This is a genomic window from Nocardioides panzhihuensis, from assembly GCF_013408335.1.
Classification (GTDB): domain Bacteria; phylum Actinomycetota; class Actinomycetes; order Propionibacteriales; family Nocardioidaceae; genus Nocardioides; species Nocardioides panzhihuensis.
The window spans coordinates 2038131-2054409 of record NZ_JACBZR010000001.1 but is presented as its reverse complement, the minus strand read 5'-3'; the positions used below and the strand labels follow the sequence as shown (position 1 = coordinate 2054409).

The window sequence follows — 16279 nt, the reverse complement described above, 5'->3', positions numbered from 1 at the left end:
GAGGGTGGGCGTCTCGGCCGTGGTTGCAGGCCGTGGCTGTGGCACGCTGGCCAGGTGAACGAGGTTTGGTACGTCGTCGGGCTGGTCGCGGTCTCCGTGGCCGTGCTCGCGCTCGGGGTGTGGTTCGTGCGGCGTGAGATCCGGGACGAGATCTCCCCGGCGCCGCTGCTGTGGACCGGATACGCGGTCGTGGCGGCGTTCGTCGTCCTCGGCGTGCTTCGCACCTCCTGGGTGGTGCTCTCATGAGGACCCGTGCGGATCTGCTGGGCTGGATCGGTCTCGCCGGCCGCCTCTACCTCGGCTTCATCTTCCTCTCGGCCGGGGTCGCCAAGCTGCCTGAGCCGGCGATCACCGAGCAGGCGGTCCGCGGCTACCAGCTGCTGCCCTGGCAGCTCGCGCCTGCGTACGCCATCGCGATGCCGATCGCCGAGATCGTGCTCGGGGTGCTGCTCATCCTCGGACTGTTCACCCGGACGGCCGCGGTGGCCACGGCGCTCGGACTGTGCTCGTTCATCGTCGGGATCACCGCTGCGTGGGTGCAAGGGCTCAACATCGACTGCGGCTGCTTCGGCGGTGGCGGCGCCTCGGCCGATCCCACCTACCTCGCCGACACCCTGCGGGACCTGGGCTGGCTCGCGATCGCGGTCTACCTGATCGTCCTCCGCCGCACCAAGCTCGCCCTCGACGACCTGCTGTTCCGGCGGGGCGCTCCGTCGGTCGACGACTACAGCGAGAGCTCGAAGAAGACCGAGTTGGGGTCGAGCACGTAGCTGCCGAAGGGTGGGCGTTCGGTGAAGCCGTTGCCTGCATAGAGGCGCCGGGCCGGTTCGTAGAAGTCTTCGGTCCCGGTCTCCAGGAGCACTCGACGGCCGCCCCGTGACCTGGCCTCGGCCAGCAGGTGGCGCAGCATCGCGGTCGCGACGCCGCGGCCTCGGGCCGCTGCCGTGGTGCGCATCGACTTGAGCTCGTAGTCGCCTTCGCCGAGCGACTTCAGCGCACCGCAACCGACCAGCTCGGTCTCGTCCCAGGCCGACCAGAACGCGATCTCGGGCACCTTCAGCGCCTCGAGGTCGAGCGCGTGCACCGATTCGGCGGGTGTCACCGCGTACATGTCCTCGAGATGGTCCTCGAGGATCCGGATCACCTCGGGCCGGGTCAGGTCGTCGAGCTCGAAACGCAGGGAAAGCACTGGCACGGCTGGATGCTAGCCCAGCCCTCTCCTGTCTTGGCGTTGTGGTCAAGCCGAGGCTGGTGCAGTATCGCGGCCAGCAACGAAGGTGTGCGATAGTGCGTTGCACCGATGCTGGAGACGAGAGTGTGGCATAGCCACGCGGGGTCGGTCGCGAGTGGGTTCGGACGGCTCCCCTAGCATCTGGGCATGCTGACTCATATGCTCTCGGCCACTGCCGCCGCTGCCCTGCTCCTGACGCTCTCCGCCTGCGGGTCGGACTCCTCCAGCGACTCCCCCGGCTCAGGTGACGCGAAGGAGAGCAAGGGCCCGAAGTCGAGCGAGTCGAGCGACTGGAAGTCGATCGTGAAGCCGGGCACCACCAGCTGCGACTACGTCGAAGACCCGATGGGGGCCTCGAAGGAGGTGGACGCGCCGGAGAAGTCCGCGCAGTACACCGGCAAGGTCGCCGCGACGATCAACACCTCCGTCGGCCCGCTCGCGGTCACCCTCGACGCCGACAAGGCGCCCTGCACCGTCAACTCGTTCCTGTCGCTGGCCTCGCAGGACTACTACGACGGCACCAGCTGCCACCGCCTCGGCGCCAACCCCGGCTTCGAGCTGCTGCAGTGCGGCGACCCGACCGGCCAGGGCACCGGCGGCCCGGGCTACACGATCCCCGACGAGTTCGAGGAGAGCGACACGTTCCCCGCCGGCACCCTCGCGATGGCCAACACCGGCCAGCCCAACACCGGTGGCAGCCAGTTCTTCATGGTCTTCGGCGACACCCAGCTCCCGCCCTCCTACACCGTCTTCGGCACGCTCGACGAAGCGGCCATCAAGGCCCTCCAGGAGGTCGGCGAGGCGGGCGTGGCCGAGGCCGGCGCCGACGGCACCGGCGCCCCCAAGAAGCCGGTCGAGTTCGAGACGATCACCGTCGGCTGACCAAACCCTGCCGAGGCGTCACTCCCGTCGGCCGAGGCGTCACGTACGTCGTGCGAGATGGCACGAACGCGACCACTCGAACGACCAAAGTGACGTTTCGAACGACCGGGGTGACGCCTCGGCAGGTCAGGGGCGGCGGCGGGGTGGGTCGCGGCGCAGGACCTTGGGGAGGTACGCGGCACCGGCGCTCTGGGCAGCTGCGGCATCGTCGGGGTTGGAGATGCGGCAGCGCTGCAGGGAGAGGCAGCCGCAGCCGATGCAGGAGTCGAGGTTGTCGCGGAGGCGCTCGAGAGCGTGGATCTGCTCCTCGAGGCGGCGCCGCCAGTGCTTCGACATCCGGGCCCAGTCGGCCTTGGTGGGGGTTCGGTCCCCCGGCAGACAGTCGAGCTCGGTCCTGATCTCCTCCAGCGACAGGCCGACGTTGGCGGCCGCCCTGATGAACGCGAGCCGGCGCAGCACGCTGCGCTCGAACGTGCGCTGTCCCCCGGACGATCGCTCCGCCCGGATCAGGCCCTGGCTCTCGTAGTAGCGCACCGCGGAGGCCGCGTAGCCGCTTCGCCGGGTCACCTCGCCCATCGTGAGCAGGTCGTGGGTGTTCATGTCACTCTTTTCTGTCGCAGCCCTTGATCTCAAGTTCACTTTAGGTTGAATGCTAGCGAGCATGAACAGATCACACAACGAAGTAGCAGTCATCACCGGCGGCTCCGCAGGGCTGGGGCTCGCCCTCGCCGAGACACTCCTCGACCGGTCGTGGAACGTCGTCACCGACGCCCGCGACGCCGACCGCCTCCACGCCGCGCTGCCCGACCGGCCGCGGGTGACGACCCTGGCCGGCGACGTCCGAGACCAGGATCACCAGGACGCCATCGCCGCCGCCGTGGCGCGGCACGGGCGTCTCGACCTGCTCGTGCACAACGCCAGCGACCTCGGTCCGATGCTCCCGCTCGCCGAGGTCTCCGAGGGCGACCTCTCGCGCGTGCTCGAGACGAACCTGCTCGCGCCGCTCTCGCTCACCCAGCGGCTCCTCCCCTACCTGATCGCCTCGGGCGGCACGCTCGTGGGAATCTCGAGCGACGCGGCGGTCGAGCACTACCCGACCTGGGGAACGTATGCCGCGAGCAAGGCCGCGCTCGATCACCTGATCCTGACCCTCGGCGAGGAGAACGGGATCCGCGCGTACACCGTCGACCCCGGTGACATGCGCACAGCCATGCACCAGGCCGCCTTCCCCGGTGAGGACATCTCCGACCGTCCCCTCCCGGAATCGGTCGTTCCGCACCTGCTCGCGTTGCTCTCCGGCGACGAGCCCACAGGGCGCTACCGCGCCACCGATCTCGCACCCGTAGGAGTAGTCCGATGACGATGCTCGCCGAACGACCGACCACCACGTTCCCCTTCCCCGACGGCACCACCGCTCCCGCACCAGCGGAATGGCGCGGCCTCGAACGCGACGGCGTGCGCCTGCTCGTGGCGTCACCGGGCGGCGTACGACACTCCCGGTTCCACGACCTGGCCGGCCACCTCTCCCCCGGTGACCTGGTCGTGGTCAACGACTCGGTGACCGAGGCGCGTCAGCTCGACGCCGACCTCATCGGGCGCGGCCGGGTCGTCCTCCACCTCGCCCAGCGCCTCGACACCGGCTGGGTCGTGGAGATCCGCTCCGCGCCGGACGCCTCGCGGGCCGTGCTCGACGCGGCCGAGGGTGATGTCGTCGTGACCGCCGGCCTCCGGGTCACGCTGGCCGAGCCCTACCCCGGCGGCCGCGCCTCCTCCCCCACCGGGCTGGGCAACCGGCTGTGGCGCGCCGACGTCACCGGCGACGTGACCGCCGAGCTCGAGCGGGCGGGCCGCCCGATTGCGTACGGCTATCTCGACCGGCGCTACCCGCTCGACGCCTACCAGACGGTCTTCGGGCACCGCCCCGGGAGCGCCGAGATGCCCTCGGCCGCCCGCCCGTTCACCCATCCGCTGGTCACCGAGCTCGTCACGCACGGCATCCAGGTCGCACCGGTCACCCTGCACACCGGCGTCTCTTCCCAGGAGGCGGGCGAGGCCCCCGGCGCGGAGTGGTTCGAGGTCTCCGAGACCACGGCCCGGCTGGTCGAGCAGACCAGGTACGCCGGCGGCCGCATCGTCGCGGCCGGCACCACCGTCACCCGGGCCCTGGAGTCGGCGGTCGTCCCGGCGACCGGAGCGGTCAAGGCGGCGAGCGGCTGGACCGACCGGGTCATCACCCCCGCCAACCCGCCGTACGTCGTCAACGGGCTGATCACCGGCTGGCACGACCCACAGGCCAGCCACCTGCTGCTCGTCGAGGCCGTCGCCGGCCCTGAGCTAGCCCAGGCTGCCTACGACGCCGCTGTCGCCGGGGACTACCTGTGGCACGAGTTCGGCGACTCCGCCCTCCTGCTCCCCTGAGCGCCGAGACGTCACGTACGTCGGGCGAGGCGTCACGTACGTGCCATCTCGGCCGACCGAAGTGACGTCTCGGCCGACGGGGGTGACGTCTCGACGGGTTAGAGGTCGCCCTCGGCGTAAGTCACGGGGGTGCCGACGGAGACGGTGCGGCCGACGGTGCACAGCCGGGTCTCGGACTTCTTGATCGCGTCCGGGAGGACCTTGCGGGCGGCATCGCCGGCCTCGCCCTCGGGGAAGGTGATGTCGAAGGTGACCGAGATGTCGACCAGGCGGTTTCCCTTCTCGTCGCGGATCTTGGTGGCCGCGGCGAGGGCCTCGAAGGCCTCCATCGGCGACCGCTTGCCGGTGATGAAGTCGACGTCCAGCGCGCTGCAGCCGGCGAGGGCCGCGAGGAGCATCTCGACCGGCGTGAAGTCGGGGTCCTCCCCGTGGCCGAGCACCAACGTGCCTCCGCGGGAGTTGGTCGCGCGGAAGCGGTGCTCGCCGATCTTCTCCAGAGATACCGAGCGCAGGTCTGCAGCAGAGTCAGTCATGGGCAAAGAGTGCCATCCGCCGGTTAGCCTGTGCGACGTGACCACCCAGAGCCTGCCCTTGCGCCGTGACGAGGCCGCCGACCGAGCCAGCCTGCTGACGATCGACGACTACGACGTACGTCTCGACCTGGCTGCCAGCGAGAAGACCTACCGTTCGGTGACGACGATCCGGTTCACCTCGAGAGGCGGGCCGACGTTCGTCGACCTGAAGCCGGTCTCGGTCGAGCGGATCAGCCTCAACGGCAGCCCCGTCGACCCGGTCACGCTCGCCAAGGGACGCCTCCCGATCACGACGCAGGAAGGCGCCAACGAGCTCGTAGTCGAGGCCACGATGCCGTTCCGCAACGACGGCGAAGGGTTGCACCGCAGCGTCGACCCCGCCGACGGCCGGGCCTACGTCTACGGCATGTGCTTCATGGACGCCGCCCCGACGATCTTCGCCTGCTTCGACCAGCCCGACCTGAAGGCGCCCTACACATTCCACGTGACCGCGCCGCAGGACTGGACGGTGATCGGCAACGCTCCGGGCACCCAGACCGAGCCCGGCGTGTGGGAGCTCGAGCGCAGCCAGCCGCTCTCGACGTACTTCGTCACGCTCGTCGCCGGTCCCTGGCACGTGATCCACGACGAGCACGATGGGATCCCGCTGTCGCTGAGCTCGCGGCAGAGCATCGCGGCCGACCTCGACAAGGACGCCGAGGAGCTCTTCACGCTCACCAAGCAGTGCTTCGACGAGTTCCACCGGCTCTTCGGCATCCGCTACCCGTTCGGCAACTACCATCAAGCGTTCGTGCCGGAGTTCAACGCCGGCGCGATGGAGAACCCGGGCTGCGTCACCTTCCGGGACCCGCTCATCTTCACCTCGCGGGTGACCCGCGGCATGCGCATCCAGCGTGCCACCACCGTCGCCCACGAGATGGCCCACCAGTGGTTCGGCGACCTGGTCACCCCGCAGTGGTGGGACGACCTGTGGCTCAACGAGTCCTTCGCCGAATACATGGGCAACCGGGTGACCGCCGAGGTGACCGAGTACGCCGACGCCTGGGCCGACATGTCCTACGCCCGCCGCCAGTGGGGGCTGACCGCCGACCAGCGCGGCTCGACGCACTCGGTGGCCGGCAACGGCGCCGAGGACGCGGTCTCGGCGCTGCAGAACTTCGACGGGATCTCCTACTCCAAGGGCTCCGCGATCCTGCGACAGCTGGCCGCCTCCCTGGGCGACGACGTCTTCTTCGCGGGCGCTATCGACCACTTCACCAAGCACCGGTTCGGCAACGCGACGATGCACGACCTGTTCGGCTCCTGGGCCTCGGCCGCCGCCGAGGCAGGTGTCGAGTTCGATCTCGACACCTTCACCGCCCAGTGGCTGCTCACCGCCGGGCCGGACACGCTCTCCTGGGACCCGGCCAAGATGGTCGTCAACCGCACCGCGCCCTCACTGCACCCGGCCGACCGCTCCCACACGTTCCGCGCGGCCATCCTCAACGGCACCAGCTGGACCACCGAGGACATCACGGTGAACGGCGACCAGACGCCGCTGAAGGTCGCCGCCAACGCCGTCGTGCTCGACCCGTACGACGACACCTGGGCCGCGGCGATCCCCGACTGGGAGACCGTGCAGGCGCTGAAGGGCTCGATCGCCTCGATCACCGACGACGGCCTGCGCGCAGGCGTGTGGAACAACCTGCGCAGCGCCTGGTTCAACGCCGCGGTCGACCCGGCCGACGTCATCGACGTCGCCGAGGCGTCCCTGCCGATCGAGGACCTCGAGGACACCCCGAGGCGTACGATGCCGTGGCTGTTCGGCTCTGTGGTCCCGCTGGCGCCCGAGGGTGCCCGTGAGCGGCTCCACGATGCTGCGCTGCGCAAGCTCGCCGAGGTCGCTCCCGGCTCCGAGCTGCAGCTGTCCGCCTACCGCGCGGCGATCCGCTCGGCTCGCTCCGAGTCGCTGCTGCGGGAGTGGCTGGCGACTCCCCCGGCCGGCATCGAGACCGACCTCGACCTGCGCTGGCGCATCCTCGCCAAGCTCGCCGAGATCGGCTCGGCGACCCGCGAGGAGCTGCAGGCCGCGTACGACGCGGAGCCCGCCAACGACGCCCGCATCCACCACACGGGCGCCCTGGTCAGCATTCCCGACGCGGAGGCGAAGGCGTACGGCTGGTCGGTGTTCACCGGCGAGACCGACCTGCCCAACTACGACATCCTGGCCGCCGGGCGAGCGTTCTGGAGCGGTCCGGCCGAGCTCACCGAGAGCTATGTCGAGCGCTATTTCGACGAGCTTCCGGCCACCGCCGAGAAGCGGTCCGGGTGGAGCCTCGCCGAGGCCGCCGAGGCGTTCTTCCCGAGCGGCTCGGTGACCGAGGAGACGATCGTCGCCGCTCGGGCGGTCGTCAAGCAGGACCCTTCGACAAGCTCAGGACACCGTCTCGACCCGGGCGTACGCCGCCGGGTCTCCGATGCTGCCGACAACCTGCAGCGCCACCTGGCGATCAAGATCACCTATCCGCGCACCTGAGACGGGCACGAGCACCGCGACCCGCGACCTCGTCGCGGGTCGCAGGCTCGAATGTCCGTGGTCACCGATAGTTTTCGTTACATGCGGATCCTGCACACCTCCGACTGGCACCTGGGCCGGTCCTTCCACCGGGAGGGCATGCTCGGGCACCAGGCGGCGTACGTCGACCATCTCCTCTCCGTCGTGGAGCAGGGGAACGTCGACGTGGTGTGCGTCTCCGGCGACATCTACGACCGTGCGCTTCCGCAGGTCGACGCGGTGCGGCTCGCCTCCGAGGCGCTCTCGCGGCTTGCGGCCTCGCGTGCGAAGGTCGTCATCACCAGCGGCAACCACGACTCGGCCCAGCGACTCGGCTTCGGCTCCGAGCTCATCGACGCCGCCGGCATCTTCATCCGCACCGACCTGGCCGGAGTCGGCCGCCCGGTGATGCTTCCCGACGAGAACGGCGAGGTCGCCTTCTACGGTCTCCCCTACCTCGACCCAGACGCAGCCAAGGCGTCGTGGCGACTGGAGTCCCGCTCCCACCAGGCAGCGCTCGGAGAGGCCATGCGCCGGGTCCGCGCCGACCTCGAAGGCAGAGGCGGCCGCAGCGTGGTGATGGCCCACGCCTTCGTCACCGGGGCGGAGCCGTCCGACTCCGAGCGCGACATCTCCGTCGGTGGTGTGTCGATGGTGCCGGCCAGCCTCTTCGAGGACATCTCCTACGCCGCTCTCGGTCACCTCCACGGCCGCCACACGATCACCGAGACCGTGCGCTACAGCGGTTCCCCGCTCGCCTACTCCTTCTCCGAGGCCAACCAGCTCAAGGGGTCGTGGCTCATCGACCTCGACGAGTCCGGCTTCGTCGCCAGCGAGTTCGTGGAGGCGCCGGTCCCGCGGACGCTGGCCAGGCTGCGGGGCACGCTCGAGGAGCTGCTGGGCGACCCCCGCCACGAGGTCAACGAGCAGTCGTGGCTGCAGATCACCCTGACCGACCGGATCCGCCCGGCCCAGGCCATGGAGCGTCTGCGGCGGCGTTTCCCGCACACCCTCGTGCTCGGGTTCGAGTCCACCGCGCCGGTGCTCGGCGCGCTGTCGCGACCGGACCCGTCCCAGCCCCGGCGCGACATCGACCTGGTCACCGAGTTCGTCGCCGAGCTCCGCGGCGAGCCCGCCGCCAAGGCCGAGCTCGCGCTGCTCCAGACGGCGGTCGACGCCTGCTGCGAGGACCCCGAGGTGGACACGCTCGACTCGCGCGCCGGCGACGCCGAGGAAGAGGAGTGGCTCGAGGTGCTCTTCTGATGCGCCTCCACCACCTGGAGGTCGCCGCGTTCGGGCCCTTCACGGGCATCGTCGAGGTGGACTTCGACCAGCTCTCCGAGGCGGGGCTCTTCCTGCTCTCCGGAGCTACCGGCGCCGGGAAGACGAGCGTCCTGGACGCGGTCTGCTTCGCGCTCTACGGCGACGTCCCCGGTGACCGTTCCGTCGCGAAACGCCTGCGCAGCGACCGCGCCCCGGCCGAGGTCGCAACGCGGGTCGTCCTGGAGGCGACCCTCGCGCAGCGCCGCTTCCGGATCACCCGCTCGCCGTCGTGGGAGCGTCCCAAGCGGCGCGGTGCCGGCACCACCACCCAGCAGGCATCGGTGGTGCTCATGGAGCAGGTCGGCGAGGAGTGGCGCACCCTCACCACCCGTCTCGACGAGGCCGGTCACCTGGTCTCGGATCTCCTCGGTATGACGCTGACCCAGTTCGTGCAGGTCGCCATGCTCCCCCAGGGCCGCTTCCAGGCCTTCCTCCGCTCCAGCGCCGAGGAGCGCAAGCGACTGCTCGAGCGGCTCTTCCGCACCGAGCGTTTCGCGGATGTCGAGCGCTGGCTCCGGGAGCGCCGCGTCGAGCTCCGGCGCCGCTCCGAGGAGCTCAACGCCGGCGTCGCCGAGGTGGTCAGCCGGATCAGCGAGACCGCCGCCGTCACCCTCCCCGACGACTGGGACGTCCACGATCTCGGCCTCCCCGCCGGCGACGGCGCCATCGCGGCCTGGGCGCGTGGTCTCGCCGAGGAGGCCACCGAGGCGCAGGCGGTCACCTCCGGCGCCGCGATGGAGGCCCTCGCCGCGGAGGCGGAGACCCTCGACGCTCTCGACGCCGCCCGTGCGATGGCGGAGAAGCAGCGCGGCCTCCGTGCGGCCGCTGCCGCCGAGAGCCGCCTCGTCGCAGCGTCAGAGGAGCAGCAGGAACGCGTACGCCGCGTCGAGGCCGCCCAGCGCGCCGAAGCCGTCACCGGGGTCAGCGAGCTCGCCGACCAGGCACGGCGCGAGCACGCGCAGGCGACCGCCCTGGCTCCGAGCGATCTGACCCTGACCGATGCCAAGGCAGCCGTCGAACGCGTCTCCGCGCGTCTCGCGCAGGCCCGCGCCCTCGAGCCCGTGCAGCATCGGCTCGACGAGGTCACCCGTGAGCTCGCCGCCACCCGCACCCAGCGCGACCGTCTCCTCACCCAGACGCGCGAGCAGGCTCAACTCGCCGAGGAGCTGCCCCAGCAGATCGAGACGCTCGCCGCGGGCCTGACAGCGGCCACCGAGGCGGCCGCCGCGATCCCGGTGCTGCGTGCCCAGTTCGCGGCGGTGACCGAGGTCAGCCGGCTGAGCGGAGAGCTCGTCGAGGCCCGCGCCAGGCACGAGGCGGCCCGGACGGCCGCCATGGAGGCGCGCACCCACTATCTCGACGTACGCCAGGCCCGGCTGGACGGCATCGCCGCCGAGCTCGCCGGCGCCCTCGCGGTCGGCGCGGACTGCCCCGTGTGCGGGTCTCACGAGCACCCCCACAAGGCCTCCCCGGCGGACGGCGCTCCCGATGCCGCAGCAGAGAAGACCGCTCAGACCGCCTATGACAACGCCAGTGCCGAGGAGCACGCTCGAGACCAGCACGTGCGCGACCTCAGCACCCGTCTCCAGCTCGCCCAGGAGGCCGCCGGGGAGACCGAAGAGCCTGCCGCGACCATGGCCGAGCGCCTGGCCGGTCTGGAGCGGCGGGCCGCCAGCGAGCCGGGCCTGCGCGCCCAGCTCGCCTCCGTCGAGGAGCGACGGGCCCGCTCGGTGACGCTCCGTGCCGAGCTGGAGACCCGTGCCGCCGAGCTCGAGACCACGCTGCGTCACCTCACCGAGGAGCGCGCGCGGCTCGAGGAGCAGCTGGCCGACGTCCGTGGTGACCACCGCGATCTGGGCGCCGTGCTCGCCGCTCTCGAACGTGACCACCGGGCCGCGGCCACCGACCTCGAGCGCCTCGAGGCTGCCACCCGCGCCGCGGATGCGCTCGCCGCCGCCGAGCGCACCCTCACGGCCACCGCGGTCCGGGCCGGCTTCGACTCGCCGCAGAGAGCGCTCGCCGCGGTCCTCCCGGCGGAGCGGGTCGCCGCCCTGAACAGCCAGATCAAGACGTACGCCGACAGTCTGGCTGCTGCCCGCGCGACCCTGGACTCCCCCGGCGCCGCCGAGATCCTGGCCACCGACGAGCCCGACCTGCCAGCGCTCTCACTCGCCCACCGCAAGGCCGCAGACGCAGCCGACACCGCCCGCTCGGCTGCAGACACCGCGGCCACGCGGGCGGCACGCCTCGACTCCCTCCAACGCGACCTCACCCACGCGCTCTCCACCTGGGCGCCGGTGCGCGGCGACCTCGAGATCGCGGCGCGGCTCGCCTCCTTCGCCGAGGGGAAGAGCAGCGACAACCAGCTGCAGATGAGCCTGTCGGCCTACGTCGTCGCATACCGCCTCACCCAGGTCGTCGCGGCCGCCAACGAGCGACTGGCGAAGATGAGCGACCAGCGCTACGCCCTGGAGCACTCCGCGGCCAAGGGAGCCGGAGACCGCCGCGGCGGCCTGGCGCTGATGGTCCGCGACGACTGGTCAGGCGAGTCCAGAGACCCCGCCACCCTCTCGGGCGGCGAGACCTTCGTGGTCTCCCTCGCGCTCGCGCTCGGACTGGCCGACGTCATCATGAACGAGGCCGGCGGCCAGATGCTCGACACCCTCTTCGTCGACGAGGGCTTCGGCTCCCTCGACGCCGACACCCTCGACGACGTACTCGACGTCCTGGACACGCTCCGCGAGGGCGGGCGCATCATCGGCGTGGTCAGCCACGTCACCGAGATGCGCGAGCGCATCCCCACCCAGCTCGCGGTCGCCAAGGGTCGCGAAGGCTCCACCCTCGAGATCCACGGCACCTGAGCCCAACCAGCCGAGGCGTCACTCCGGTCGGTCGAAGCGTCACTCCCGTCGTTCGAGGCGTCACCCACGTGCCATCTCGGCCGACGCGGGTGACGCCTCGACAGGTCACTCGGCGAAGGACTCCACCGGCGGGCAGGAGCAGATCAGGTTGCGGTCGCCGTAGGTGTTGTCGATCCGAGCCACGGGCGGCCAGTACTTGTCCGGGTCGATGCCACGGGGGAAGACGGCCTCCTCGCGGGAGTACGGGCGGTCCCACTCGCCGACGAGCGCCCGGGAGGTGTGCGGAGCACCGCGCAGGACCGAGGTCTCTGCGGTCCACTCGCCCGAGGCGACCCGGTCGACCTCGCCCTTGATCGCGATCATCGCCTCGATGAACCGGTCCAGCTCGGCGAGGTCCTCGGACTCGGTCGGCTCGACCATGAGCGTGCCGGCGACCGGGAAGGACATCGTCGGAGCGTGGAAGCCGTAGTCGATGAGCCGCTTGGCGACGTCGTCGACCGTCACGCCCGTCTCCTTCGTCATCGGCCGCAGGTCGAGGATGCACTCGTGGGCGACCAAGCCGCTCTCACCGCGGTAGAGAACCGGGAAGTGCTCGTTGAGCCGCGCTGCCACGTAGTTGGCCGACAGCACGGCCGCGGAGGTCGCCCGGGTCAGGCCCTCGGCACCCATCAGGCGGACGTAGGCCCAGGAGATCGGCAGGATGCCCGCCGAGCCGTACGGAGCGGCCGAGATCGCGCCGATGCCCGAACGCTTCGAGGCGTCGGGGTGCAGCGAGTGCGAAGGCAGGTAGGGGGCCAGGTGAGAGCGGACCGCGACCGGGCCGACACCCGGTCCGCCACCGCCGTGCGGGATGCAGAAGGTCTTGTGCAGGTTGAGGTGGGAGACGTCGCCGCCGAACTCGCCGGGCTTGGCGTAGCCCAAGAGCGCGTTGAAGTTGGCACCGTCGATGTAGACCTGGCCGCCGGCCGCGTGCACCAGCTCGCAGACCTCGGTGATGCCCTCCTCGTAGACCCCGTGGGTCGAGGGGTAGGTCACCATGATCGCGGCGACGTTCTCGCCGTGGGCGTCGAGCTTGGCCCGCAGGTCGTCGAGGTCGACGGTGCCGTCCTCGGACGATTTCACGACCTCGACCTTCATCCCGGCCATCACGGCCGAGGCGGCGTTGGTGCCATGCGCCGAGGACGGCATCAGGCAGATCTTGCGGTGCCCCTGCCCCTGCGCGTCCAGGTAGCCACGGATCGCCATCAGGCCCGCGAACTCACCCTGCGAGCCGGCGTTCGGCTGGATCGAGACCTCGTCGTAGCCGGTCACCTCGGCCAGCCACCCCTCCAGCTCCCCCACGAGACGCGCGTAGCCGGCAGCGTCCTCAGCGGGGACGAACGGGTGCAGGTCGGCGAAGCCGGGCAGCGAGATCGGCTCCATCTCGGTGGTCGCGTTGAGCTTCATGGTGCACGAGCCGAGCGGGATCATGCCCTTGTCGAGCGCGTAGTCGCGCCCCGCCAGCTTGTGCAGGTAGCGCAGCATCTGGGTCTCGCTGTGATGCGTGTTGAAGACCTCGTGGGTGAGGTAGTCGGTGGTGCGCAGCAGAGCGTCGGGCAGCGCGCTGGCCGAGGTGCGGTCGATCTCCTCCAGGTCCGCGCCGGAGACGCCGAAGGCGTTCAGCACGGCCGACAGGGTCGAGCGCGTGGTCGCCTCCGAGGTGGAGATGCCGACGGTGTCGGCGTCCACCAGACGAAGGTGTACGCCGAACCGGCGCGCGGCGGTGACGACATCGGCCGCCCGCCCGGGAACGGTGACCCCCAGCGTGTCGAAGAACGTCTCCGAGACCAGCGAGAGCCCGGCCGACCGGAGCGCGGCGGCCAGCACGGCGGCGTAGCGGTGGGTGCGGGTCGCGATCGTCCGCAGCCCCGCAGGGCCGTGGTAGACGGCGTACATCGAAGCGCCCACGGCCAGCAGCACCTGCGCGGTGCAGATGTTGGAGGTGGCCTTCTCCCGGCGGATGTGCTGCTCGCGGGTCTGCAGGGCGAGACGGTACGCAGGTCGCCCCTCGGCGTCGACGGAGACGCCGACCAGGCGACCGGGCAGGTGCCGCTCGATCCCCTCGTGGACGGCCATGTATCCGGCGTGCGGGCCGCCGTAGAAGAGCGGGATGCCGAAACGCTGGGTGGAGCCGACGACGACGTCGGCGCCGAGCGTGCCAGGCGCCTCCAGGACGGTCAGCGCGAGCAGGTCGGCCGCGACCACCGCGAGCGCGCCCCGCTCGTGGGCGGCATCGATGACCGGCTTCAGGTCGGGCACCCGACCGGAGGCACCCGGGTACTGCACCAGCACGCCGATCAGGTCGCCCTCGGGCAGGCCCTCGGAGAGGTCCGCCACGACGACCTCGAGGCCCATCGCCTCGGCGCGCACCTTGACGACCTCGATCGACTGCGGCAGGGCGTCGGCGTCGATGACGAACGGCCCCGAACCCTTCCGGTTGGCCCGGTGCACCAGCGCGAGCGCCTCGGCGGCCGCGGTGCCCTCGTCCAGGAGCGAGGAGTTGGCCACCGGCAGGCCGCTCAGGTCGCCGACCATGGTCTGGAAGTTGATCAGAGCCTCGAGGCGGCCCTGGGAGATCTCTGGCTGGTAAGGCGTGTAGGCGGTGTACCAGCTCGGGTCCTCGAGCACGTTGCGACGGATCACCGGTGGCGTCACGGTGGCGTGGTAGCCGAGCCCGATCATCGCCTCGCCGGGCTTGTTGGAGGCGGCGATCTCCCGAGCCAGCGAGGCGACCTGCGCCTCGGACAGCGCGCCCGGAAGGTCGAGCGACTCGACCGAACGGATCCCGGCCGGGACGGCGTCGTCCATCATCTCCGCGACCGAGTCATATCCGAGCCGCGAGAGCATGGTCGCCTCGTCGGCGGCGGAGAGCCCGACGTGGCGCTCCACGAACGGGGAGGCGGCATCGAGCTCGGACAGGGTGGGCGTGTCGGACACAGTGGCTCCTGAGGGCATCTAAGACAACTCGTAAGCCCTCCCCTCTGTCACCGCACAAGCACGGCTTCAGAGTTGCCTGGTCCGCACAGTCGTGGGTGCCTGAGAGTTTCCGGGGAGGAATTGCCCCTTCGGCGCCCCAACGCGTGGGGCTCTCCCGTGCGGGATGGTCAGCAGGTCCAGCATAAAGGACGAGACCCTGAGGCCCCGCCTTCGCGGGGTCTCAGGGTCTGGTGTCGACTGAGTCCTATCTCACCCGGCGGTGCGAGCGGCGCGCCTGGCGGCCAGCTCGTCGGACATCGAGGCGACCTGCTCGCCGTCCTCGGACGTACGCTCGCTGGGGAGCTCGGCGAGAGTCCCCTCGACCTCGCGCCAGACACCACCGATGGCGATACCGAAGACACCCTGTCCGCCCTGGAGCAGGTCGATGACCTCGTCGTTGCTGGTGCACTCGTAGACCGAGGCGCCGTCGCTCATCAGGGTGACGCGGGTCAGGTCGTCGGTGCCGCGCTCGCGCAGGTGCTGCACAGCGGCACGGATCTGCTGCAGGGAGATGCCGGCGTCGAGCAGGCGCTTGATGACCTTGAGGATCAAGATGTCGCGGAACGAGTAGAGCCGCTGCGTACCCGAGCCGGTCGCGCCGCGCACGCTCGGCTCGACGAGCCCGGTGCGGGCCCAGTAGTCGAGCTGGCGGTAGCTGATCCCCGCTGCGTTGCAGGCCGTGGGCCCGCGGTAACCGGTGTCGCTGGGCAGGGTCGAGACATCGTCGGTGAAGAGAAGGCCCTGCTCGTCAGCCTGCTCCGCCGCGCGTTGCGCGTCGTCGGCGCCGTGGCCGGGCTTCTGTTCGTGGTCGAACACGATGTCCTCCATCGTCTACTCCGTTGTGCGTAACTCCACTCGGGGAATGAACGGCTGCGGCGGGGGGACCACACCGTTGGAGTTACAACAGAGACAATTACAAGGTAAGCGCCGTAAGCGCCCTGGTCAAAGAACCCTCCCCGGCGTGTCGCCGCCGCTAACTCTCAAGCTCAACTTGAGGGTTAGGGTCAGTGGGACTCGAAGTCCTCGGGCGTGATCTCGTCCAGGAACTCGCGGAACTTCTCGATCTCGTCCTCCTGCTCGGCCGGAACCGCGAGGCCCGCCTCGTCGAGGACTTCCTCGGAGACCACGATCTTGGTGCCCGTTCGCAGGGCCAGCGCGATCGAGTCCGAGGGCCGCGCACTCACCTCGACACCCGAGGCGAAGACCAGGTTGGCGTAGAAGACACGGTCGGTGACCGAGGTGATCTGAACCTCGGTCAGCTCGTTGCCGGTCGCCTCCACGACGTCCTTGAGCAGGTCGTGGGTCAGCGGCCTCGGCGGCACCACACCCTGTTGGGCGAAGGCGATCGCGGTCGCCTCGACCGCGCCTATCCAGATGGGCAGATATCGCTCACCGGCCACCTCGCGCAGCAGCACGATCGGCTGGTTGGAGGGCATCTCCACTCGGACTCCGAGCACATCGACCTCGCGCATGCATCCACCCT

The 16279-nt window shown here is 70.5% G+C and carries 14 protein-coding genes and 1 riboswitch; of the genes, 8 read left to right on the top strand and 6 right to left on the bottom strand.

Annotated features, from left to right (window positions below; all coding sequences use genetic code 11):
* Positions 1–54 precede the first annotated feature (54 nt).
* Both BJ988_RS09675 and BJ988_RS09670 read left to right on the top strand, forming a co-directional pair.
* Positions 55–246 carry a hypothetical protein gene (locus BJ988_RS09675; RefSeq protein ID WP_179657798.1) on the top strand — a complete coding sequence of 64 codons (192 nt, stop codon included), beginning with the start codon at positions 55–57 and terminating at the stop codon, positions 244–246.
* On the top strand, positions 243–770 hold the full coding sequence (locus BJ988_RS09670) for a MauE/DoxX family redox-associated membrane protein (RefSeq protein ID WP_179657797.1): 528 nt from the start codon (positions 243–245) through the stop codon (positions 768–770). The genes BJ988_RS09675 and BJ988_RS09670 overlap by 4 nt, the downstream gene beginning before the upstream one ends.
* On the opposite strand, the gene BJ988_RS09665 is transcribed toward BJ988_RS09670, so the two are convergent.
* Positions 725–1195 carry a GNAT family N-acetyltransferase gene (locus BJ988_RS09665; RefSeq protein ID WP_343051550.1) on the bottom strand — a complete coding sequence of 157 codons (471 nt, stop codon included), beginning with the start codon at positions 1193–1195 and terminating at the stop codon, positions 725–727. The genes BJ988_RS09670 and BJ988_RS09665 overlap by 46 nt on opposite strands.
* A gap of 183 nt (positions 1196–1378) precedes the next feature.
* On the opposite strand from BJ988_RS09665, the gene BJ988_RS09660 reads away from it, so the two are divergent.
* A complete protein-coding gene (locus BJ988_RS09660; RefSeq protein ID WP_179657796.1) occupies positions 1379–2113 on the top strand; it encodes a peptidylprolyl isomerase in 735 nt (244 codons plus the stop codon).
* 126 nt (positions 2114–2239) lie between these two features.
* Here the strand turns inward: BJ988_RS09660 and soxR are convergent, their stop codons facing one another.
* Positions 2240–2713 (bottom strand): redox-sensitive transcriptional activator SoxR, encoded by a 474-nt coding sequence (gene soxR, locus BJ988_RS09655; RefSeq protein ID WP_179657795.1) that lies wholly within the window; start codon positions 2711–2713, stop codon positions 2240–2242.
* A gap of 61 nt (positions 2714–2774) precedes the next feature.
* Between soxR and BJ988_RS09650 the strand changes: the two genes are divergently transcribed.
* The gene (locus BJ988_RS09650; protein ID WP_179657794.1) at positions 2775–3473 is read left to right on the top strand and encodes an SDR family oxidoreductase; all 699 of its coding nucleotides are present in this window, start codon (positions 2775–2777) and stop codon (positions 3471–3473) included.
* A complete protein-coding gene (locus tag BJ988_RS09645) occupies positions 3470–4531 on the top strand; it encodes an S-adenosylmethionine:tRNA ribosyltransferase-isomerase (protein ID WP_179657793.1) in 1062 nt (353 codons plus the stop codon). The genes BJ988_RS09650 and BJ988_RS09645 overlap by 4 nt, the downstream gene beginning before the upstream one ends.
* A gap of 98 nt (positions 4532–4629) precedes the next feature.
* Here the strand turns inward: BJ988_RS09645 and BJ988_RS09640 are convergent, their stop codons facing one another.
* The gene (locus BJ988_RS09640; protein WP_179657792.1) at positions 4630–5064 is read right to left on the bottom strand and encodes an OsmC family protein; all 435 of its coding nucleotides are present in this window, start codon (positions 5062–5064) and stop codon (positions 4630–4632) included.
* Between the two features lie 37 nt (positions 5065–5101).
* On the opposite strand from BJ988_RS09640, the gene pepN reads away from it, so the two are divergent.
* The 3 genes from pepN to BJ988_RS09625 all read left to right on the top strand — a co-directional run bounded on the left by pepN (position 5102) and on the right by BJ988_RS09625 (position 11781).
* Positions 5102–7579 (top strand): aminopeptidase N, encoded by a 2478-nt coding sequence (gene pepN / locus BJ988_RS09635; protein WP_179657791.1) that lies wholly within the window; start codon positions 5102–5104, stop codon positions 7577–7579.
* An 81-nt stretch (positions 7580–7660) separates the two neighbouring features.
* Positions 7661–8860 carry an exonuclease SbcCD subunit D gene (locus BJ988_RS09630; RefSeq protein WP_179657790.1) on the top strand — a complete coding sequence of 400 codons (1200 nt, stop codon included), beginning with the start codon at positions 7661–7663 and terminating at the stop codon, positions 8858–8860.
* On the top strand, positions 8860–11781 hold the full coding sequence (locus tag BJ988_RS09625) for an AAA family ATPase (RefSeq protein WP_179657789.1): 2922 nt from the start codon (positions 8860–8862) through the stop codon (positions 11779–11781). The genes BJ988_RS09630 and BJ988_RS09625 overlap by 1 nt, the downstream gene beginning before the upstream one ends.
* A gap of 105 nt (positions 11782–11886) precedes the next feature.
* Here the strand turns inward: BJ988_RS09625 and gcvP are convergent, their stop codons facing one another.
* The 3 genes from gcvP to BJ988_RS09610 all read right to left on the bottom strand — a co-directional run bounded on the left by gcvP (position 11887) and on the right by BJ988_RS09610 (position 16268).
* Entirely contained in the window at positions 11887–14775 is a 2889-nt protein-coding gene (gene gcvP / locus BJ988_RS09620) for an aminomethyl-transferring glycine dehydrogenase (protein ID WP_179657788.1), read from the bottom strand.
* A 58-nt stretch (positions 14776–14833) separates the two neighbouring features.
* Positions 14834–14924, bottom strand: a riboswitch (glycine riboswitch).
* Positions 14925–15006: 82 nt separating this feature from the next.
* The gene (locus tag BJ988_RS09615) at positions 15007–15624 is read right to left on the bottom strand and encodes a MerR family transcriptional regulator (RefSeq protein WP_218860707.1); all 618 of its coding nucleotides are present in this window, start codon (positions 15622–15624) and stop codon (positions 15007–15009) included.
* Positions 15625–15800: 176 nt separating this feature from the next.
* Complete coding sequence (locus BJ988_RS09610) at positions 15801–16268, bottom strand: bifunctional nuclease family protein (protein ID WP_179657787.1); 468 nt, start codon at positions 16266–16268, stop codon at positions 15801–15803.
* Positions 16269–16279 lie beyond the last annotated feature (11 nt).